Raw genomic sequence first — 20063 nt, forward strand, 5'->3', positions numbered from 1 at the left:
CTCCCATGAAGCACATTCGTCTCATCCCCGACGATACGAACCTGCCCTTCATGAAATGGGCCAGGATTCGCACGCCGATCTCGCTCGCCCTGATCGTGCTCTCCTTCGCCCTGTTCTTCACGATCGGGGTGAATGCCGGCATCGACTTCAAGGGCGGCACCGTCATCGAAGTCCATAGCCACCAGCCGGACGCCGATATCGCCGGCATCCGCTCGAAGCTCGACGCGCTCGATCTCGGCGAGGTGCAGATCCAGAATATCGGCGGCCCGGACGAGGTGCTGATCCGCATCGCGGCCCAGCCGGGCGGCGACGCGGCCGAGCAGGCGGCCGTGCAGAAGGTGCGCGACGCGCTCGGCGTCGAGAATTACGACTTCCGCCGCGTCGAGGTCGTCGGCCCGCGCGTGTCGAGCGAGCTCGCCCGCACCGGCACGCTGGCCGTGCTTCTCACCATCGCCGGCATCATGGCCTATATCTGGATCCGCTTCGAATGGCAGTTCGGCCTCGCGGCCGTCGCCACCCTCGTCCATGACGCGATCCTGACCGTCGGCTTCTTCGCCGCGACGCAGATCGACTTCAATCTCCAGAGCCTCGCGGCGATCCTCACCATCATCGGCTATTCGCTCAACGACACGGTCGTCATCTTCGACCGCATCCGCGAACTCCTGCGCAAGTACAAGCAGATGCCGGTGCGCGACATCATCGACCTCGCCACCAACCAGACGCTGGCGCGGACCATCATGACGTCGCTGACGCTGCTGCTCGCGCTCCTGTCGCTCTTCGTCTTCGGCGGCCCGGTGATCCGCTCCTTCACCGCCGCGATGATCTGGGGCATCATCGTTGCGACGGCCTCGTCCATCTTCATCGGCGGGCCGATCCTGATCTATTTCAACATCCGCCCCAGCCAGAGCGACGAGAAGGTGCCGGAGAAGAAGCTCTCGCCCAAGCCCTCCGCCGGAACGCGCTGAGGATGGCGAAGGGGATCGAGATCCGCGAGGCGCATTTTCCGGGACGCGCGCCGATCGAGGCCTATGGCAATGGCGGCTTCCGTTTCGCCGGCATGTCGCATCGCGGCTCGCTCCTCTGCCTGCCCTCCGGCATCTATGGCTGGGACGCCTCGGAGGAGACGCCCTTCGCTGGAGAGCGCCTGTTGAAGGCCTTCGAGGAGGCCGCCGACTACAAGTTCATGCTGTTCGGCACCGGGCGCGAGCTGCGCCGGCTCCCGAAACCGCTCGCCGAGCGGTTTCGCGCCCTCGGGGTCTCCTGCGATCCGATGTCGACCGGAGCGGCGGTGCGCACCTTCAACGTCATGCTGGCGGAAGAGCGACCCGTCGCCGCCGCGCTCGTCGCCGTCGACTGACGCGCCGACGATGAGCGATCCCTTTGTCGAATGCGAGCGGATCGTCCAGCAGGATGATCCCGACCGCGCCGTCGCCACCGCTTTCGCGCCGGCCGATCGCCGACCCTTCCTCAACGCGCTCTACGCCTTCGATCTCGAGACGGCGCGGGTGCGGCGCATCGTCAGTCAGCCGCTGCCGGGCGAGATCCGCCTGCAATGGTGGCGCGACCGCCTGGACGCGCTAGAGGCCGATCCACTGACCAGGGGCGGGCAGGGCAGTCCGGTGGCCGAAGCCCTGCTCCAGACGATCGAGCGCTGCGACCTGCCGCTCGACGCCTTCCGCAATCTCCTCGAAGCGCGCATCTTCGACCTCTATGACGATCCGATGCCGAGCCGGACCGATCTGGAGACCTATGCCGGCGAGACGGCCTCCGCCGTCATGATCCTGGCGGCGATGGTTCTCGACCGCGAGGCGGCGCCGCGCGCCGCGGACGTCGCCGGGCATGCCGGCGTCGCGGTGGTCGCTGTCGCCGCCCTGCGGCTTCTGGCGAGCCGGCCGCTTCATGCGCAGATCTTCTTTCCGAGCGATGTCCTGGAGGCCGTCGGCTGCTCGCGCGACGCCCTGCAGACGGGAGACGTGGACGCCACCGCCCGCGCGCGAACGGCCATGATCGCCTTCGCGCGCGACCATCTCGCCGCCGCCCGCAACGGCTTCGGCGCGCTGCCGAAGAGCCTGCGCCCGGCATTCCTGATGCTGGAGCCGCTGGATCGCTCGCTTCGCGCCCTCGAAGGCGGTGACGCCTCGGGCGAGACCCGCGCGAACCCCTTGCGGCGTCTCTTCGGCTATTGGCGGTCCATGCGCCGATGACGCCCGGCGACGGGGCTCGGCGGCACCGGATCCACACCCTGCTGCGCCGCATGGGCCGAGCGCTCGCTGAAGCGCCCCGCCGGGCCTTCGGCCGTTTCCCGGCGACGATTCTCGCGGTCGCCGGCCTGTCGCTCGTCGCCAATGCCGAGGTGGCGGATGCCGACTGGCTGGCCGGCGGCGAACTCGGCCGGCTGATCGCGGCGCTCGTTTTGGCGGCGGGTGCGTCCCTCGCGGCGGTGCTCTTCGCCGAATCGACCCGGGCCGGACCTGTCGGCCGCGCCGCTCTCGGCTTCGCGACGGCGGTCGGTGCTGGCCTCCTCGTCTGGTTCGGCTCGCCGTCCATCCTCTTCGTGCCGCCGCTCGCTGCCGCCGTGCTGCTGGCGGTTCCGCTCGCGCCTCAGATGATCGGCGCCTCCGACCGCGATTTCTGGAGCTTTTCGCTCTGGACCTTCATCGGGGCCGTGCTCGGCTTCGCCTCGGTGCTGCTCTTCGTCCTCGGCCTTTCGGCGATTCTCGAGATGATCCGCTTCCTGTTCGGGTTCGGCCTCGGCACGCGAAGCTACCAACTCATCTACACGACGGCACTGACCTTCGTCGGGCCGCTTTTCGCCCTGTCGCGGATACCGCTCGACCTGCGGGACGATACGCCGATCGACCGGCGCGATCGCGTCGTCGGCGGCATCGCCTTGCTTCTCGAATGGGTGGCCCTGCCGCTGTGGCTTGCGACGGCGGCGATCCTGCATCTCTATGCCGGCAAGATCGTCATGGCCGGCGCCTTGCCGACGAATCAGATCGGCTGGATCGTCGGCACCTATGCCGGTAGCACGATCGCCCTGCGGATCGCCGCCGATCCGTTTCTGACCACCGGCCATGGGGCGATGCGGCTGTTCCGCAGGCTCTGGGCGTTTGGTCTCGTCGTCCCGCTGGCACTCCTCGCCCAGGCGATCTGGCTGCGCGTCGGCGCCGAAGGCTTCACCGGCGAGCGCTATTATCTCGTCCTTCTGGCGGTGGCGGCTGGGCTCGTGCTGCTCGCCCAGATCCCGCGCCGGAGCCGCGATGCGATCCGGCTCATGGCGGCGATCCCGATCACGCTTCTTGCGATGTCGGCCATCGGCCCGCTTGGCATGGCCTCGGTCGTCGCCCGTAGCCAGACCGGCCTGATCCTCCGCGACTTCACCGATGCGGAGGGACACCTGCGACGCGCCGATCGATCGCCGGAGGCAAAGACCGCGCTTCGACAGCGGATCGCCGCCTTAGCCGAGGTCGATCGGCTGTCGGCACTCGATCCGCTGCTCGACGAGGGCGATCGCCGCGCCCTGGAGGAGCAAGCCGAGCCGGGCCTGGAAGATCGGCTCCTGGCGATGCTCGGCCTCGCCTATGGGATGGAGGAGCCGAGCCCGAGGGAGAGCTTCGCGGCGCGGCGTGACGCGCCCTTCGATGTCGCCGGCTACGACCGCCTCTATCTCCGCTTCGCGCTCCGCGCCGGTGCGTGGTCCGCCCCGACGGATGAGGACGGAGCCCGCCTGTCGGGCGACATCCTCGAACTGCGGCTGAACGGGCGGAACGATCGTCTGCCGGTGCGGCCGGTCTTCGCCGCTTCGCCCGGTCCAGGCGAGGCGCCGATCCGGCTCGAAGGAATGACCGAGGCCGGCCGGCACATCGCCTTGCGCGTCACCGCCTATTCGCGCGATCCGCGCGACCCAGGCGATGCCGAACTCTCCTTCGATCTCGCCGTCAGACGCGCCGAGTGGTCGGACTGATCATTCGGCCGCCGTCGCGACCGGCATGTCGGGCACATCGCCCCGCAGCCAGGCGGCGCAGTCGGCGAGGGCCCGCGCCGACAGAGCCTGTCGCCGGTTCACCGTCTTCTCCTTGCCGCGCAGCCGCTTGCCTTCGACGCGCGGCGCTTCGATCGGCGGGAAGAGCCCGAAATTGACGTTCATCGGCTGGAAGGAGCGCTTGCCGCCTTCTTCCTCGACCGAGAGGTGGCCGCCGGTGATATGGCCGAGAAGAGCGCCCATCGCCGTCGTCGCCGGCGGCGGGGCGGGCATGCGGCCCAGCGCTTCGGCGGCGGCGAACCGGCCGGCAAGGAGGCCGATCGCGGCCGATTCGACATAGCCCTCGCAGCCGGTGATCTGGCCGGCGAAGCGCAGGTCCGGGCGCGATTTCAGCCGCAGCACCGGATCGAGCAGGCGCGGGGAATCCAGATAGGTGTTGCGGTGCAGACCGCCGAGCCGGGCGAATTCGGCATTCTCCAGACCTGGTATGGTGCGGAAGATCCGCACCTGCTCGGCATATTTCAGCTTCGTCTGGAAGCCGACCATGTTGTAGAGCGTGCCGAGCGCATTGTCCTGGCGCAGCTGCACCACCGCATAGGGCTTCACCTCGGGCCGGTGGCGATTGGTGAGGCCCATCGGCTTCATCGGCCCGTGCCGCAGCGTTTCCGGCCCGCGCTCGGCCATCACCTCGATCGGCAGGCAGCCATCGAAATAGGGCGTGCCTTCCCATTCCTTGAAGCTCGTCTTCTCGCCCGCGAGGATGGCGGCGATGAAGCGCTCGTATTCCTCGCGGTCCATCGGGCAGTTCACATAGTCCTCGCCCGTACCGCCCGGCCCGACCTTGTCGTAGCGCGACTGAAACCAGGCCTTCTCCATGTCGACCGTGTCGAAATGGACGATCGGCGCGATGGCGTCGAAGAAGGCGAGGGCATCGGCGCCCGTCTCCGCGCGGATCCCCTCGGCGAGCATCGGGGCGGTGAGCGGACCGGTGGCGACGATCGTCCGCCCCCAGTCGCGCGGCGGCAGGCCCGCCACTTCCTCGCGGCGGATCTCGATCCGCGGGTGGCCTTCGATCTCGGCCGTGACGCGGGCCGAGAAGCCGTCGCGGTCGACGGCGAGCGCACCGCCCGCCGGCACCTGATGCGCATCGGCCGCGCGCATGATGAGCGAGCCCGCGAGGCGCATCTCGGCATGCAGCACGCCGACGGCATTGGTCGCCGCGTCGTCGGAGCGGAAGGAATTGGAGCAGACGAGTTCGGCGAGATCGCTGGTGCGATGCGCTTCCGTCTCGCGCACCGGGCGCATCTCGTGAAGGACGACGGGAAGGCCGGCTTCGGCGATCTGCCAAGCCGCTTCGGAGCCGGCGAGGCCGCCGCCGACGATATGGATGGGGTCGTGTCGCATGCGGAGCGTTTAGCACGATCCAGGAAACAACAACACCCGCCGGGGGAGGAACCGGCGGGTGTCGTTTGGGGGTCTTCGGTGGGAGGAGGATCCGAAGACCTCGATGCCTGCGGTGGGAGGAACCGCAGGCGCATCGCGAAGGGCCGTTGGGAGGAGGATGGCCCTTGCGAAAGCGGAAATTCTTAGGCGACCGCCTTGCGAGCGACGGTCGGGATGTCCGAGCGGGCGATGCCGAGATCGGCCAGTTCGCGCTGAGACAGGCGGTTCAACTCGCTGCAGGTCTCGCGGTAACGGCGCCAGTTGCTGTAGGAGCGGACGAGGTTCATCGTGGTGTCTTTCGGTTCGGACCGGAGCCTTCGGACCATTTCCTCTCGGCCCCGTTGAGCTTGAAGATAGGGGTGGCGGACCTTTCTCACCAGAACGGATTCTGCATGGCAGCGATGCGGATGATGCAACGCAACATGACAGCCCGAAGCCCTGGCACGCAGGGGTTTCGGGCATTGCCGGCGGAATTGTTATGGTGCGGTGCGTTAAGCCTTCCGCAAGGCTCCTGTGCCGCGATGGCGGCACACGTCCCGGGACGCGCGCTGGGGGCGGGCGGGTGCCATCGCTTCGCGCGCGCCGTTTACCCTTTGCCCTATCGGCAAGTGATGGTATGGAGCCCCCCTTGTCGAGCATCGCCGGCAGCGGGTTTGCGGGTGTGGCGAAACTGGTAGACGCACCAGATTTAGGTTCTGGCGCCGAAAGCGTGGGGGTTCGAGTCCCTCCACCCGCACCAAACCTCCCGCTGGCGGGTGTTCGACGGCCATCCCTTCCGGGATGCGATTCATAAAGCGTGCGGACGCGCATCCGACGACGGGCGCGCCGGTCATCGCGACGGAACGGGTCCGCGCGGCGAAGAAGAACAAGAAGGATCGGCGAGCGCGACGGCGTCGGCCGGTCATGAGAGGACTGACGGGAATGCAGGTCAAGGAAACGACGGCCGAAGGGCTGAAGCGCGTGATCGAGGTGGTCGTGCCGGCCAGCGATCTCGAGGCGAGGCTGCAGACCCGTCTGCACGAGGCGAAGGATCAGGCCCGCATCAAGGGCTTCCGTCCCGGCAAGGTGCCGGTCGCCCATCTGCGCAAGATGTACGGCCGCTCGATGATGGCCGAGATCGTCAACCAAATCCTCAACGACACACCCCGCACCGTGATCGCCGATCGCAACGAGCGCTCCGCCATGCGCCCCGAGATCGAGATGACCGAGGACGAGGGCGAGGCCGAGAAGGTGCTGAGCGGCAAGGAGGACTTCCGCTTCAAGATCTCCTACGAGATGCTGCCGACGATCGAGCTGAAGGACACGGCCGGCATCAAGGTCGAGCGTCCGGTCGTCGAGATCCCGGACGACGAGGTCGAGGAGCAGGTCAAGCGCATCGCCGAGAACGCCCGCAGCTTCGAGCCGGTCGAGGAGGCGGCGAAGGACGGCGACCGCGTGACGATCGACTTCGTCGGCAAGATCGCCGGCGAGGCCTTCGACGGCGGCAGCGCCGCCGATCAGGCGCTGGTGCTCGGCTCGAAGAGCTTCATCCCGGGCTTCGAGGACCAGCTCGTCGGCGCGACCGCAGGCGAGGAGCGCGCCGTGACGGTGAGCTTCCCCGAGGATTACGGCGCCGAGAACCTGGCCGGCAAGGAAGCCGTGTTCGACGTGACCGTGAAGGCGGTGGCCCGTCCGGTCGAGCAGGAGCTCGACGATGAAGTGGCGAAGAAGCTCGGCATCGAGTCGCTGGAGCGCCTGCGCACCGTGGTGCGCGAGCAGATCGAGAGCCAGTACGGCATGGCGACGCGCCAGAAGGTGAAGCGCCAGCTTCTCGACGCGCTCGACAAGGACTACGACTTCGACCTGCCGGAGAAGCTCGTCCAGGCCGAGTTCGACAATATCTGGGCGCAGGTCACCCGCGAGCTCGAGCAGGCCGGCAAGAGCTTCGAGGACGAGGAGACGACGGAGGAGAAGGCGCGCGAAGAGTATATGACGCTCGCCCGTCGCCGCGTCCGTCTCGGCCTCGTTCTGTCCGAGATGGGCGAGAAGGCGGGTGTGCAGATCTCCGACGAGGAGATGCAGCGCGCGCTGTTCGAGCAGATCCGCCGCTTCCCCGGTCAGGAGCAGCAGATCTACGAGTTCTACCAGAAGAACCCGGAAGCCCTCGCCAGCCTGCGCGCCCCGCTCTACGAGGAGAAGGTCGTCGACTGGCTGCTGACCAAGATCGACGTCACCGACAAGACGGTGACGAAGGAGGAGCTGATGAAGGAGGACGAGGAGCCGGTCGCGCTCGCGTCCTGAGGTCGCACCCTCTCTTTGCATCTCTGCGAAAGGCCGGCCTCGCGCCGGCCTTTTTTCGTCCACTTTACGAAACGAGAACGCGCGCCCGGCCCCGGAACGCATTTCTAACCACCGACGAGCGCCCCCTCGCGCTCGACTTGCGAAGCGCGGCCGGCAGGTCCTATCTACGCGTCGGGCTCCAGGCCATCCGATTCCTGTTCGCGACGGGTTCTCCGCCGCACCTATCGAAAGCTAGCGAAATGACTCATCCGGTCGAAAGAGCCATGAATCTCGTCCCCATGGTGGTCGAACAGACCAATCGCGGCGAGCGGGCCTACGACATCTTCTCCCGCCTCCTGAAGGAGCGGATCATCTTCATTACCGGTCCCATCGAGGACAGCATGGCGACGCTGGTCTGCGCCCAGCTCCTCTTCCTGGAAGCCGAGAACCCGAAGAAGGAGATCGCCCTCTACATCAACTCGCCGGGCGGCGTGGTGACGAGCGGCATGGCGATCTACGACACGATGCAGTTCATCAAGCCGGCGGTCTCCACGCTCTGCATCGGCCAAGCCGCGTCGATGGGCTCGCTGCTGCTCTGCGCCGGCCACAAGGACATGCGCTTCGCCACGCCGAACGCGCGCATCATGGTGCATCAGCCCTCGGGCGGCTTCTCCGGTCAGGCCTCGGACATCGAGCGCCACGCCCAGGACATCATCAAGCTGAAGCGCCGCCTCAACGAGGTCTATGTCCAGCACACGGGCCAGGACTATGAGACGATCGAGCGCACGCTCGACCGCGACCATTTCATGACGGCCGACGAATCGAAGGAATTCGGCCTGATCGACAAGGTCTATTCGTCGCGCGAGGAGCTGGAGGCCCAGCTCCAGATCACCAGCCAGTGACGCCTCGGCATCGTTCGGGTCCGCCCGGGCGATGCCTTCCCGCCACACTTGTCCGGAAAGCGCCGCAACGGCCCGGCCGGTCCCGACGTTCAGATGCGACGAAGCCGGCCGTGCAAGCTTTCTTAACCGGCCGGACCGTCAGGATGGCTCAAGCTTGCGACATCAGCATCCGAGTCGTCGCAGGAATGTCATAGACGGCGCGTTCCAGCCGCGGGGCGCGACGGTTGCAATCGGGGCAACGTGGCATAACATAGGTCGAGACACGCTGTTTTTGCATCGCAATGCAGGCGTCGGACCGGAAGGAAATTCGAATGAGCAAAGTGAGCGGCGACTCGAAGAATACGCTCTATTGTTCTTTCTGCGGAAAGAGCCAGCACGAGGTTCGCAAGCTGATCGCCGGACCGACCGTGTTCATCTGCGATGAATGCGTCGAACTCTGCATGGACATCATCCGAGAGGAGAACAAGTCCTCGATGGTGAAGTCGCGCGAGGGCGTGCCGACACCGCAGGAGATCATATCGGTTCTGGACGACTACGTCATCGGCCAGTCCTTCGCCAAGAAGGTTCTGTCCGTCGCTGTCCACAATCATTACAAGCGTCTCGCGCACGCCCAGAAGAACAACGACGTCGAGTTGGCGAAGTCGAACATCCTGCTGATGGGCCCGACGGGCTGCGGCAAGACGCTGCTCGCCCAGACGCTCGCCCGCATCCTCGACGTGCCGTTCACCATGGCGGACGCGACGACGCTGACCGAGGCCGGCTATGTCGGCGAGGACGTCGAGAACATCATCCTCAAGCTGCTCCAGTCGGCCGATTACAATGTCGAACGGGCGCAGCGCGGCATCGTCTATATCGACGAGATCGACAAGATCAGCCGCAAGTCGGACAACCCGTCGATCACGCGCGACGTGTCGGGCGAGGGCGTGCAGCAGGCGCTCCTGAAGATCATGGAAGGGACGGTCGCCTCCGTGCCGCCGCAGGGTGGCCGCAAGCATCCGCAGCAGGAATTCCTGCAGGTGGATACGGCGAACATCCTCTTCATCTGCGGCGGCGCCTTCGCGGGTCTCGATAAGATCATCTCGGATCGCGGCCGCAAGACCTCGATCGGCTTCGCCGCCAACGTCGCCTCGCCGGAGGACCGCCGCACCGGCGACCTATTCCGGCAGGTCGAGCCGGAGGACCTGCTGAAGTTCGGTCTCATCCCCGAATTCGTCGGCCGTTTGCCGGTCCTGGCGACGCTCGAGGATCTCGACGAGCCGGCGCTGGTGCAGATCCTGGTCCAGCCGAAGAACGCGCTGGTGAAGCAGTATCAGCGTCTGTTCGAGATGGAGAATGTCGAGCTGACCTTCCACGAGAACGCGCTGCGCGCCATCGCCCGCCGGGCGATCGAGCGCAAGACCGGCGCGCGCGGCCTGCGGTCGATCATGGAGGCGATCCTGCTCGACACGATGTTCGACCTGCCGACGCTGGAAGGCGTGCAGGAGGTCGTGATCTCGGAAGAGGTGATCGAGGGCAAGGCCCGTCCGCTCTATATCTACTCGGACCGCAAGGACGAGAAGGAAACGGTCAGCGCCTGAGGCGCCTTGGCGGCCCGGAACCGTTCAGGTTCCGGGCCGCGACCGTCGAGACCGAACGACATCCGGCTGCGGGCTGGCGCATTGAACCGGACGCCTCCCGTGACCACATAGCCGCCAGGCGTTCGCGTCCGGGTGCTCTCGTGGAGGCTCGGTGCAAGACGGCCTATCGCGGCATCGCCGCAGAAAGGACAGTCATGTCGAATAATCCCACTGAGGGGCAGGGAGGGGCGGTTCTCTATCCGGTTCTTCCGCTTCGCGACATCGTCGTCTTCCCGCATATGATCGTGCCGCTCTTCGTCGGCCGCGACAAGTCGATCAAGGCGCTCGAAGAGGTCATGGGCGCGGACAAGCAGATTTTGCTCGTCACGCAGAAGAATGCCGGCGACGAGGACCCGTCCGCCGAGGCGATGTACGATCTCGGCACCGTCGCCAACGTTCTCCAGCTTCTGAAGCTGCCGGACGGCACCGTGAAGGTGCTGGTCGAGGGCATTTCGCGCGCCCGCATCCAGGAATTCTCGCAGCGGTCCGAATGGCACGAAGCCTCGGCCATCGCCGTTCCGGCGGCCGACGAGGATCCGGTGGAGCTCGAGGCGCTGGCCCGGTCCGTGGTCTCGGAATTCGAGAACTACGTCAAACTGAACAAGAAGATCTCGCCGGAAGTGGTCGGTGCCGCCGGGCAGATCGACGACTATTCCAAGCTCGCCGATACGGTCGCCTCGCATCTTGCGATCAAGATCGCCGAGAAGCAGGAGATGCTGAGCCTCGTCAGCGTCCGGGCGCGGCTCGAAAAGGCGCTGTCCTTCATGGAGGCCGAGATCTCGGTCCTGCAGGTCGAGAAGCGCATCCGCTCGCGCGTCAAGCGCCAGATGGAGAAGACGCAGCGCGAATACTATCTTAACGAGCAGATGAAGGCGATCCAGAAGGAGCTCGGCGACGGCGAGGAAGGCCGCGACGAGGTGGCCGAGCTGGAGGAGCGCATCAAGCGCACCAAGCTTTCGAAGGAAGGCCGCGACAAGGCCATGGCCGAGGTGAAGAAGCTTCGGCAGATGAGCCCGATGTCGGCGGAGGCCACCGTCGTGCGCAACTATCTCGACTGGCTGCTCGGTCTGCCCTGGGGTCAGCGCTCGAAGGTCAAGATCGACCTGAAGCGCGCCGAGGAGATCCTCGAGGAGGAGCATTACGGCCTCGATAAGGTCAAGGAGCGCATCGTCGAATATCTCGCCGTCCAGAGCCGGCAGGCCAAGCTGAAGGGGCCGATCCTCTGCCTCGTCGGTCCTCCCGGCGTCGGCAAGACCTCGCTCGCTAAGTCGATCGCGCGGGCGACGGGCCGCGAATATGTGCGCGTCGCTCTCGGCGGCGTGCGCGACGAGGCCGAGATTCGCGGCCATCGGCGGACCTATATCGGCTCGATGCCCGGCAAGGTCATCCAGTCGATGAAGAAGGCCAAGAAGTCCAACCCGCTCTTCCTGCTCGACGAGATCGACAAGATGGGCCAGGACTTCCGCGGCGATCCGTCCTCCGCGCTTCTCGAGGTCCTCGATCCCGAGCAGAACGCGACCTTCATGGACCATTATCTGGAGGTGGAATACGATCTGTCGCCGACGATGTTCGTCACGACGGCCAACACGCTGAACATTCCGGGCCCGCTGCTCGACCGTATGGAGGTGATCCGCATTGCGGGTTACACCGAGGACGAGAAGGTGGAGATCGCCCGGCGCCATCTCCTGCCGAAGGCGGTGCGTGACCATGCGTTGAAGCCGGAGGAATTCTCGGTCGAGACCGAGGCGCTTCGCGAGATCGCCCGGCGCTACACGCGGGAAGCCGGTGTGCGCAGCTTCGAGCGCGAGCTGATGACGCTCGCTCGCAAGGCGGTGACCCGAATCCTGAAGGGCGAGGCGTCGAAGGTCGAGGTGACGGCGGCGAACATCTCCGACTATCTCGGCGTGCCGCGCTATCGCTATGGCGAGGCGGAGACGGACGATCAGGTCGGCGTCGTGACGGGCCTCGCCTGGACGGAAGTCGGCGGCGAGCTTCTGACGATCGAAGGCGTCATGATGCCCGGCAAGGGCAAGATGACGGTGACGGGCAATCTGAAGGACGTGATGAAGGAATCGATCTCGGCGGCGGCTTCCTATGTCCGCAGCCGTGCCATCGACTTCGGCATCAAGCCGCCGCTCTTCGACAAGCGCGACATCCACGTGCACGTGCCGGAAGGCGCGACGCCGAAGGACGGCCCGTCGGCGGGCACGGCGATGGCCACCGCCATCGTCTCCGTGATGACCGGCATCCCGGTCCGGCGCGACATCGCCATGACGGGCGAAATCACGCTGCGCGGGCGCGTGCTGCCGATCGGCGGCTTGAAGGAGAAGCTGCTTGCCGCTCTGCGCGGCGGCATCAAGACGGTTCTGATCCCGGAGGACAACGCGAAGGATCTCGTGGATATTCCGGACAACGTGAAGAACAACCTGGAGATCATTCCCGTTTCGCGGATGGGCGAGGTGTTGAAACACGCCCTGATCCGTCAGCCGGAACCGACCGAATGGTCCGAGGAGGAAGCCGTGTTGAACTCGTCCGTAGCGGACGATGGCACCGCCGCGGTCGCTCACTGAACCCGTAAAGCTGTGAATTCATTGGGTGCCGCCCCTTCCGGGGCGGCACTTTTTTATTGAAAAGCTCGATTTTCCAGGGTTTCACGACAGACTCACACTTGCCTCATCGGTTCGAGTCGCACATTTTCCTCGCGGATGTAGAAGACGATCCACCGGGATGGAGCACATTGATGAACAAGAACGAGCTCGTGTCCGCAGTTGCGGAAAAGTCTGAGCTGTCGCGCCAGGACGCGGGTTCCGCGATCGACGCCCTTTTCGAGGTGATGCAGGAATCGCTGTCGAAGGGCGATGACATCCGCCTCGTCGGCTTCGGCACGTTCTCCGTCTCGCATCGTGCCGCCTCGAAGGGCCGCAACCCTTCGACCGGCGCCGAAGTCGATATTCCGGCGCGCAACGTTCCCCGATTCACGCCGGGCAAGGCGCTGAAGGACTCCGTCAACAAGGGTAAGTAAGCCCCGTTTCCCCGTTTCGCGCCGCCGAGGACGAGCGAAGGCTCGCCGTCGGCGGCTTTGTCTTTTGTGGCGCCCGAAACGACCCGGTCGCGCCGTGGCTCGGTTCCACCGGAGTGAAATCGGCTGACCGGCGCCTGCTCATATCGCCTGCCTCGACGGAAGGTCGCCGATCGGCGTCTCCGCCGGCGCCGGTCACCGCTCTCCCATTCGCGGTCGGACCCTCGCCATGTCGACCATCGCCTTTGAGGCATTCGTCGGCGCGTCCGACCCCCCCCTATCGCAGCCGCCGTTTCGACCTGCCGTCGCCGGTCGAAACGGCGATGCGACCCTGGTCGCTTCCAAATTCACCGATGATCGTACGCCGGGTTCGTCGCGGAGCCGCGCCGCTGTCCACAATTTCCTGATCCGGCCCAAGCTTGGCGACGGTGATTTACCTCGTGCTGCGGTGCATCGTATTGCCAAAGGCGAAAATGTTTAAAACATTAGCGAACGAGATATTGGTATGGAGCCTTGCATCGGGGCGAGGCGCGCTGGAAGTAGAGTTATCCTTAAGGCAACGAGTGCTCTTCATGAACATCAGAGAACTATTCTGAATTAACGATATGTCTGCTGCGGTGCGTCCATGTGGATTTCAGGCATATTCGTGGTTCCGAAGTCTGTCAGCGCGAAGATAGAGTGCGATTCTCATCGCTGCCGTTTGTTAATGATGGCAATAAGCCTTGATGGTTGATGTTGCAAAGCCGAGTATCGAAATTTCTTCGCCTTATCCCGACGGGAGACTTGCTGCGATGGGGCGGATGGGAGCAATGATCGCTACGGAAGCTAGCCCGCTAAGGAATTTCGGCGGGCGCCGATGACGTGCGATCGAGAGGAAGGGAGGCCAGGGATGGGGGTGACGGAAGCGCGCCGCTTTCTCGTCGTCGGTCGCGTCGGCGACAATTCGTTGCATCGGCACTGGGTTGCCGACACCGCGACCGAGCGGACATGGGATCTGCAGCTGAATGCCTATGGCCATGACGAATCCAAGATCCAGAATGGCGATCTGCCGCCGGTGATCGACCGCGGCACGAAATGGGACAGTCTCGTCCGGCATTTTCGCGCCTATCCGGAGCTTCTCGATCGCTACGACTATGTGATGCTGCCGGACGACGACCTGATGATGGACGTCCGGACGATCAACCGCATCTTCGAGATCGTCGTCCAATACGATCTGACGATGGCTCAGCCCTCGCTCTCCTACGAGAGCTATATCAGCTATCCGATCGTGCTGCGGAGCGCGCCCTTCCGGCTGCGCTACACCACCTTCATCGAATCGATGTCCTGCTGCATGAAGACCTCGTTCCTCAAGCGGCTGCTGCCGATGTTCGAGGAGCATTTCACCGGCTGGGGCACGGACCTGGTCTGGACCATGCTGATGGAAGACCCGGCCTATCGGGCGGCGATCATCGACGAGGTGTCGATGGTGCATACGCGCCCGCTCTATGTCGGGCCGATCTACAAGACCTTCGCGGCGCAATCGATCGATCCCCAGCAGGAGATCGTCACCTTGCGCGAGAGCTTCGAGAACACGCCGGACGCGATGCTGATCTATGGCGGCGTTCTGCGCAACGGCCGCAAGGTCGACGGCGCCGAGGCGCGGCTCCGCAACGGGCTACAGCTCATCGCCTCCTCGCCGCGCTCGCCGAAGCCCTACGACACCTTCCGTTTCGGCGCGGGGTCGCTCCTGCGCATCGTCACGCGCGCCGGCTTCCGCCCCGAGCAGCTTCGGCCGGTGGCGGGAAGCCGCGCCGCCCTCTGGTTTGGAAAGAGCAACGCGTCATGAAGATCCTGATCGTCGGCAATCTCGGCTATGTCGGCCCGATGGTGACCAAGTACCTGCGGGCCGCGCGGCCCGACGCGGTGCTGCACGGCTTCGACAACGCCTATTTCGCCCATTGCCTCACCGGCGCGACCGCGCTGCCGGAAAGCCGCCTCGACCGGCAGATCTATGGCGACGTGCGCCGCGTCTCGCCGGAGATCGTGCGCGGCTATGACGCCGTGATTCTACTGGCCGCGATCTCCAACGATCCGATGGGCAAGCAGTTCGAAGCGGTGACCATGGCGGTCAACCAAGACGCGGCCGTGTCGCTCGCCAAGGCGGCGGCCGAAGCGGGCGTGAAGAACCTCGTCTTCGCGTCGAGCTGCAGCGTCTACGGCATCGCCAGCGGCGGGCCGCGCAAGGAAAGCGATCCGCTGAACCCGATCACCGCCTATGCGAAGTCGAAGATCGGCACCGAGCTCGAGCTCGAGAAGCTCGACACCGACATGGTGATCACCTGCCTGCGCTTCGCGACGGCCTGCGGTATGTCGGACCGACTGCGGCTCGATCTGGTGCTGAACGATTATGTCGCCTGCGCGCTGACGACGCGCGAGATCACCGTCCTCTCCGACGGCACGCCCTGGCGTCCGCTGATCGACGTCGCCGACATGGCCCGCGCCATGGATTGGGCGGTGGACCGCCCGGCGGAAGTCGGCGGCCGCTTCCTGGCGGTGAACGCCGGCTCCAACGACAGCAACTACCAGGTCAAGGATCTGGCCGAGGCGGTGGCGGAGGCGGTGCCCGGCACCTCGATCTCGATCAACCATTCGGCGCCCGTCGACAGCCGGTCCTATCAGGCGGATTTCGGTCTCTACCGGTCGCTGGCGCCCAATCATCAGCCGCTGGTGAGTCTTGGCCAATCGGCCCGCAATCTCATCGAGGGGCTGCGGCGCATGGACTTCGCGGATGCCGATTTCCGCAAGTCGAATCTCATCCGTCTTTTCGTGCTGCAGCGGCATATCGAGGCGGGTCGCCTCAATCAGTCGCTGGAATGGACGCGCAACTGACGGCGACGTCGAACCATCCGGCGGATCGACCGGCATAGACGATCCGTCGACGCCTTTCGGGGGAGAATAGCGATGAAGGTGGCTCTGTTGGCCGGCGGCTTCGGCACGCGGTTGAGCGAGGAGACGACGGTGCGGCCGAAGCCGATGGCCGAGATCGGCGGTCGGCCGATTCTCTGGCACATCATGAAGATCTACGCTCATTACGGCTTCAACGACTTCGTGGTGCTCGGCGGCTACAAGGTCGAGTACATCAAGGAATATTTCCTTCGCTATTTCTCCTATGCCTCCGATTTCACGATCGATCTCGGCACGGGCAGCGTCGACTGGCTGACGAGCCGGACGGAGAACTGGAAGGTGACGGTGCTCGATACCGGCATCGACACGCTGACGGCCGGGCGCGTGAAGCGCGCCCGCGAGTTTCTCGGCGATGGCCCCTTCATGCTGACCTATGGCGACGGCGTCGCCAATGTCGACATCAACGCGCTGCTGCGCTTCCACCGCGATCACGGCAAATGGTGCAGCCTGACCGCCGTCGTGCAGCCCGGCCGCTTCGGCGCGCTGCGCCTGTCGGACGACGGCGCGGAAGTGCACGGCTTCCGCGAGAAGGGCATGGTCGATGGCGGCATGATCAATGGCGGCTTCTTCGTCTGCGAGCCGCAGGTCTTCGACGTGATCGATGGCGACCGGCAGATGTGGGAGGACGAGCCGATGTCGCGCATGGTCGCGGCCGGCCAGGTGGCGAGCTACCGCCACGAGGGATACTGGGAAAGCATGGATACGCTGCGCGACAAGCTGACCCTGGAAAAGCGCTGGTCCACGGGCAATGCGCCGTGGCGGGTCTGGAACGATTGACACCGGTCGAGGCGGCTGCCGATCGGAGGGAGATGCGATGATCATCGTCGACAATGCGTTGAAACGGCGCGAGGCCGAGGGGCGGCCGGTGCTCGTGGGCATGGTGGGGGCCGGGGTCCAAGGCAAGGCGATCACGCGGACGATCGTCCGCTCGACGCCCGGCATGCGGATGGCGGCGATCGCCAACCGCACGATCGAGAATGCCGAGGCGGCCTTCACGGAGGTCGGGCTGGAGCCGGTGCGCTGCGCGACGCTCGCCGAGCTCGAGGCGGCGATCGCCGCCGGCCGACCGGCCGTGACCACCGATCCGGCGCTTCTCGCCGAGGCCAAGGGGCTCGACGCCATCATCGAGGCGACCGGCTCGCTCGAATATGCGGCGCAGGCCGTGCTCGCCGCCATCGAGGGCGGCAAGCATGTCGTGCAGGTGAATGCCGAGCTCGATGGAACGATCGGCCCGATCCTGAAGCAGAAGGCCGAGGCGAAGGGCCTCGTCTATACGGCAGGCGACGGCGATCAGCCGGGCGCGCAGATGAACCTCGTGCGTTTCGTCGAGGGCATCGGCCTGAAGGCGGTGCTGTGCGGCAATATGAAGGGCCTCTACGATCCCTATCGCACGCCGACCACTCAGGCCTCCTTCGCGGCGAAGTGGAACCTGAAGCCGGCCATGGTCGCCTCCTTCGCGGACGGTACCAAGATCTCCTACGAACAGGCGGTGATCGCCAACGGCACCGGCATGAAGGTCGCCAAGCGCGGCATGATCGGCCCGGACTTCTCCGGCGGCGATCCCTACAAGCCGCTGGTGCCGCTGGAGGAGACGATCGCCGGCTTCACCGAATATCTCGACAAGCTCGGCGACGGGCCGGGCTATGTCGACTATGTCATGGGCGCGCGGCCGGGACCGGGCATCTTCGTTCTCGCCAAGCTCGCCGAGGAAGACCCGAAGCAGGCGCATTTCCTCAACTACTACAAGATGGGTCCGGGCCCCTATTACTGCTTCTACACGCCCTATCACCTCTGCCATTTCGAGGTGCCGGGATCGGTGGCCCGCGCCGTCCTGTTCGAGGATGCGACGCTGACGCCGAAGGCGGGACCCAGCGTCGGCGTCATCGCGCTCGCCAAAAAGGATCTCGAACCCGGCGAGCTGATCGACGAGCTGGGCGGGTACGAGGTCTATGGCATGCTCGAGAATATCGAGACGATCCGCGAGGAGGGGTTGATCCCGCTCGGTCTCGCGATCGGGGCCCGGGCCAATCGCGCCATCCGCCGCGACGAGCCGCTGCGCTTCGAGGATCTCGACCGGCCGGACGGCCGCCTGATCGACCGTCTCTACGACGAGCAGGAACAGGTCTTCGGCGCCAGCGCCTGAAGCAGCGGAGCGGGGCGACAGGCCGTGATCTTCGAGAAGACTCATCTCAACGGCGCCTGGCTGATCGATCTGGAGCCGCGGGGCGATCACCGCGGCTTCTTCGCCCGCGCCTATGACACGGCGGAATTCGCGCGACATGGGCTGGTCGCCGACTATCCGCAGACCAACACCTCCTTTTCGGCCTTTCGCGGCACGCTGCGTGGACTGCATTTCCAGCATGGCGAAGCGGCGGAGGCGAAGCTGATGCGCTGCATTCGCGGCACGATGCTGAGCATCATCGTCGATCTGCGCGGCGGTTCGCCGACCTATCTCCAGCACGGGCTTTTCGAGCTCTCAGTGGAGAACCGGCGCCAGCTCTACGTGCCGCCCGGCTTCGCCAATGCCTTTCTCACGCTGACCGACGATGTCGAGGTCGTCTATCCGGTGTCGCAGCCTTACGCCCCCGGCGCGGAAGGGGGCGTGCGCTACGACGATCCCCGCCTCGGCATCCGGCTGCCGATCGAGGTGACGACGATTTCCGACAAGGACAGGAATTGGCCGCTGCTTGCCGAAGGGGCGCCGCCGATCTTCGCGTGAGGCGGAGCGGCGACGGCGCGGCGGAACGAGGAGGAGGGCGCGCGGTGGCGGATGTCGATGTGCTCGTGGTCGGGGCGGGAGTCGTCGGTCTGGCGATCGCGGCGGGTCTCGCCGAGACCGGACAGGATGTCCTGATCGTCGATGCCGAGACCAGCTTCGGCTTCGGCACCAGCTCGCGCAACAGCGAGGTCATCCATGCCGGGATCTACTATGCCGGCACGCCGCTGAAGGAACGGCTCTGCGTGCGCGGCCGGGAGCTGCTCTACCGCTTCTGCCAGGAGAATCACGTCCCGCATCGGGCGATCGGCAAGCTCGTCTTCGCGGCGACGGCGGCGCAGACCGCCGATCTCGACCGCATCGAGGCGAATGCGATGGCGGCCGGCGTTTCGGAACTGCGCCGCCTGACGCGAGGCGAGGCGATCGCCCTCGAACCCGAGATCGATTGCGTCGAGGCTCTCTATTCGCCCGTCACCGGCATCATCGATTCGCACGCCTATATGCTGGCGCTCCTCGGACGGGCCGAGGCGCACGGCGCGCAGTTCGCCCGCTCAACCACGGTCACGGCGCTTTCCCGCGCGCCGGAGGGCTGGGGCGTCCATCTCGAAGACGACGGCGAGCCGGCGCTGGTCGCCCGGCAGGTCGTCAACACGGCCGGGCTGACCGCCCATCTCCTCGCTCGGCGGACCGAGGGGCTCGACCCCCGATTCGTGCCTGAGGTCCGCTACTGTCGCGGCAATTACTTCGCCTATCAGGGGCGATTGCCGTTCGAGCATCTGATCTACCCGGTTCCGGTGCCGGGAGGACTCGGCACGCATCTCACCTTCGATCTCGGCGGGGGCGGGCGCTTCGGCCCCGATGTCGAATGGATCGACGCGATCGACTATTCCGTCGATCCGGGCCGCGCCGACAGCTTCTTCCAGGCGGCGCGACGCATCTGGCCGGCGATCGAGGCGGCAAGGCTCGCGCCGGCCTATTCCGGCATCCGCGCGAAACTGTCCGGCCCCGGCCAGCCCGCCGCCGATTTTCGGATCGAGGGGCCGAAGACCCATGGGCTCTCCGGCCTCGTCAATCTCTTCGGCATCGAATCGCCGGGCCTGACCTCGTCTCTCGCGATCGCCGAGATGGTCAGCGGCCTGCTGCGCGACTGAGCGCCCGCCGCCAAGCCCGCATCCGGCCTCTC

Annotated in this window: 18 protein-coding genes and 1 tRNA gene; 17 read left to right on the top strand and 2 right to left on the bottom strand. The window is 65.8% G+C overall.

The features are described from left to right. Positions 1 to 5: 5 nt before the first annotated feature. Genes secF through IEY14_RS01180 form a run of 4 tightly spaced genes read left to right on the top strand, consistent with a single transcriptional unit; the run spans position 6 to position 3964 of the window. Positions 6 to 965: a protein translocase subunit SecF gene (secF, locus tag IEY14_RS25820; protein WP_188906402.1), complete on the top strand. Its 960-nt coding sequence runs from the start codon at positions 6 to 8 to the stop codon at positions 963 to 965. 2 nt (positions 966 to 967) lie between these two features. Continuing rightward, positions 968 to 1357 carry an Mth938-like domain-containing protein gene (locus tag IEY14_RS01170; RefSeq protein ID WP_188906403.1) on the top strand — a complete coding sequence of 130 codons (390 nt, stop codon included), beginning with the start codon at positions 968 to 970 and terminating at the stop codon, positions 1355 to 1357. Positions 1358 to 1367: 10 nt separating this feature from the next. Continuing rightward, positions 1368 to 2204, top strand: a complete 837-nt coding sequence (locus IEY14_RS01175) for a phytoene/squalene synthase family protein (RefSeq protein ID WP_188906404.1) — start codon at positions 1368 to 1370, stop codon at positions 2202 to 2204. Further along, positions 2201 to 3964 carry a DUF4153 domain-containing protein gene (locus IEY14_RS01180; RefSeq protein WP_188906405.1) on the top strand — a complete coding sequence of 588 codons (1764 nt, stop codon included), beginning with the start codon at positions 2201 to 2203 and terminating at the stop codon, positions 3962 to 3964. The genes IEY14_RS01175 and IEY14_RS01180 overlap by 4 nt, the downstream gene beginning before the upstream one ends. Here IEY14_RS01180 and trmFO read toward each other — a convergent pair whose 3' ends face one another. Further along, positions 3965 to 5386 carry a methylenetetrahydrofolate--tRNA-(uracil(54)-C(5))-methyltransferase (FADH(2)-oxidizing) TrmFO gene (gene trmFO, locus IEY14_RS01185; protein ID WP_188906406.1) on the bottom strand — a complete coding sequence of 474 codons (1422 nt, stop codon included), beginning with the start codon at positions 5384 to 5386 and terminating at the stop codon, positions 3965 to 3967. Between the two features lie 182 nt (positions 5387 to 5568). Continuing rightward, a complete protein-coding gene (locus tag IEY14_RS01190; protein WP_188906407.1) occupies positions 5569 to 5712 on the bottom strand; it encodes a DUF1127 domain-containing protein in 144 nt (47 codons plus the stop codon). A 368-nt stretch (positions 5713 to 6080) separates the two neighbouring features. Between IEY14_RS01190 and IEY14_RS01195 the strand changes: the two genes are divergently transcribed. The 13 genes from IEY14_RS01195 (at position 6081) to IEY14_RS01255 (ending at position 20031) form a co-directional block, all read left to right on the top strand. Then, positions 6081 to 6164: transfer RNA gene (locus IEY14_RS01195), tRNA-Leu, on the top strand. 182 nt (positions 6165 to 6346) lie between these two features. After that, positions 6347 to 7705, top strand: coding sequence for a trigger factor (gene tig, locus IEY14_RS01200; protein WP_188906408.1), 1359 nt, complete (start codon positions 6347 to 6349; stop codon positions 7703 to 7705). Between the two features lie 239 nt (positions 7706 to 7944). Then, positions 7945 to 8586: an ATP-dependent Clp protease proteolytic subunit gene (locus IEY14_RS01205; protein ID WP_188906409.1), complete on the top strand. Its 642-nt coding sequence runs from the start codon at positions 7945 to 7947 to the stop codon at positions 8584 to 8586. Positions 8587 to 8897: 311 nt separating this feature from the next. Next, the gene (gene clpX / locus IEY14_RS01210; protein WP_188906410.1) at positions 8898 to 10163 is read left to right on the top strand and encodes an ATP-dependent Clp protease ATP-binding subunit ClpX; all 1266 of its coding nucleotides are present in this window, start codon (positions 8898 to 8900) and stop codon (positions 10161 to 10163) included. 194 nt (positions 10164 to 10357) lie between these two features. Continuing rightward, a complete protein-coding gene (gene lon / locus IEY14_RS01215) occupies positions 10358 to 12772 on the top strand; it encodes an endopeptidase La (protein WP_188906411.1) in 2415 nt (804 codons plus the stop codon). Positions 12773 to 12942: 170 nt separating this feature from the next. Next, positions 12943 to 13224 carry a non-specific DNA-binding protein Hbs gene (hbs, locus tag IEY14_RS01220; RefSeq protein WP_188907338.1) on the top strand — a complete coding sequence of 94 codons (282 nt, stop codon included), beginning with the start codon at positions 12943 to 12945 and terminating at the stop codon, positions 13222 to 13224. A 226-nt stretch (positions 13225 to 13450) separates the two neighbouring features. Next, positions 13451 to 13702 carry a hypothetical protein gene (locus tag IEY14_RS01225; protein ID WP_188906412.1) on the top strand — a complete coding sequence of 84 codons (252 nt, stop codon included), beginning with the start codon at positions 13451 to 13453 and terminating at the stop codon, positions 13700 to 13702. A gap of 408 nt (positions 13703 to 14110) precedes the next feature. Beyond that, positions 14111 to 15046, top strand: a complete 936-nt coding sequence (locus tag IEY14_RS01230) for a DUF707 domain-containing protein (RefSeq protein WP_188906413.1) — start codon at positions 14111 to 14113, stop codon at positions 15044 to 15046. Beyond that, positions 15043 to 16089 (top strand): NAD-dependent epimerase/dehydratase family protein, encoded by a 1047-nt coding sequence (locus tag IEY14_RS01235; protein ID WP_188906414.1) that lies wholly within the window; start codon positions 15043 to 15045, stop codon positions 16087 to 16089. Before IEY14_RS01230 ends, IEY14_RS01235 begins: the two co-directional genes overlap by 4 nt. A gap of 72 nt (positions 16090 to 16161) precedes the next feature. After that, a complete protein-coding gene (gene rfbF / locus IEY14_RS01240; RefSeq protein WP_188906415.1) occupies positions 16162 to 16941 on the top strand; it encodes a glucose-1-phosphate cytidylyltransferase in 780 nt (259 codons plus the stop codon). A gap of 37 nt (positions 16942 to 16978) precedes the next feature. Further along, positions 16979 to 18307, top strand: coding sequence for an NAD(P)H-dependent oxidoreductase (locus tag IEY14_RS01245; RefSeq protein WP_188906416.1), 1329 nt, complete (start codon positions 16979 to 16981; stop codon positions 18305 to 18307). Positions 18308 to 18331: 24 nt separating this feature from the next. Further along, positions 18332 to 18883 (top strand): dTDP-4-dehydrorhamnose 3,5-epimerase family protein, encoded by a 552-nt coding sequence (locus IEY14_RS01250; protein ID WP_188906417.1) that lies wholly within the window; start codon positions 18332 to 18334, stop codon positions 18881 to 18883. Positions 18884 to 18927: 44 nt separating this feature from the next. Continuing rightward, positions 18928 to 20031 (top strand): NAD(P)/FAD-dependent oxidoreductase, encoded by a 1104-nt coding sequence (locus IEY14_RS01255; protein WP_188906418.1) that lies wholly within the window; start codon positions 18928 to 18930, stop codon positions 20029 to 20031. Positions 20032 to 20063 lie beyond the last annotated feature (32 nt).

It is taken from the genome of Aureimonas endophytica, from assembly GCF_014642635.1.
Classification (GTDB): domain Bacteria; phylum Pseudomonadota; class Alphaproteobacteria; order Rhizobiales; family Rhizobiaceae; genus Plantimonas; species Plantimonas endophytica.

Bases quoted from the DNA above. Each gene is read 5' to 3' on its own strand.
- IEY14_RS01235 (WP_188906414.1), top strand. From the start codon at position 15,043: ATGAAGATCCTGATCGTCGGCAATCTCGGCTATGTCGGCCCGATGGTG.
- trmFO (WP_188906406.1), bottom strand. From the start codon at position 5,386: ATGCGACACGACCCCATCCATATCGTCGGCGGCGGCCTCGCCGGCTCC.
- lon (WP_188906411.1), top strand. From the start codon at position 10,358: ATGTCGAATAATCCCACTGAGGGGCAGGGAGGGGCGGTTCTCTATCCG.
- hbs (WP_188907338.1), top strand. From the start codon at position 12,943: ATGAACAAGAACGAGCTCGTGTCCGCAGTTGCGGAAAAGTCTGAGCTG.
- IEY14_RS01230 (WP_188906413.1), top strand. From the start codon at position 14,111: ATGGGGGTGACGGAAGCGCGCCGCTTTCTCGTCGTCGGTCGCGTCGGC.
- IEY14_RS01180 (WP_188906405.1), top strand. From the start codon at position 2,201: ATGACGCCCGGCGACGGGGCTCGGCGGCACCGGATCCACACCCTGCTG.
- IEY14_RS01170 (WP_188906403.1), top strand. From the start codon at position 968: ATGGCGAAGGGGATCGAGATCCGCGAGGCGCATTTTCCGGGACGCGCG.
- rfbF (WP_188906415.1), top strand. From the start codon at position 16,162: ATGAAGGTGGCTCTGTTGGCCGGCGGCTTCGGCACGCGGTTGAGCGAG.
- clpX (WP_188906410.1), top strand. From the start codon at position 8,898: ATGAGCAAAGTGAGCGGCGACTCGAAGAATACGCTCTATTGTTCTTTC.
- tig (WP_188906408.1), top strand. From the start codon at position 6,347: ATGCAGGTCAAGGAAACGACGGCCGAAGGGCTGAAGCGCGTGATCGAG.
- secF (WP_188906402.1), top strand. From the start codon at position 6: ATGAAGCACATTCGTCTCATCCCCGACGATACGAACCTGCCCTTCATG.
- IEY14_RS01225 (WP_188906412.1), top strand. From the start codon at position 13,451: ATGTCGACCATCGCCTTTGAGGCATTCGTCGGCGCGTCCGACCCCCCC.
- IEY14_RS01175 (WP_188906404.1), top strand. From the start codon at position 1,368: ATGAGCGATCCCTTTGTCGAATGCGAGCGGATCGTCCAGCAGGATGAT.
- IEY14_RS01245 (WP_188906416.1), top strand. From the start codon at position 16,979: ATGATCATCGTCGACAATGCGTTGAAACGGCGCGAGGCCGAGGGGCGG.
- IEY14_RS01205 (WP_188906409.1), top strand. From the start codon at position 7,945: ATGACTCATCCGGTCGAAAGAGCCATGAATCTCGTCCCCATGGTGGTC.
- IEY14_RS01190 (WP_188906407.1), bottom strand. From the start codon at position 5,712: ATGAACCTCGTCCGCTCCTACAGCAACTGGCGCCGTTACCGCGAGACC.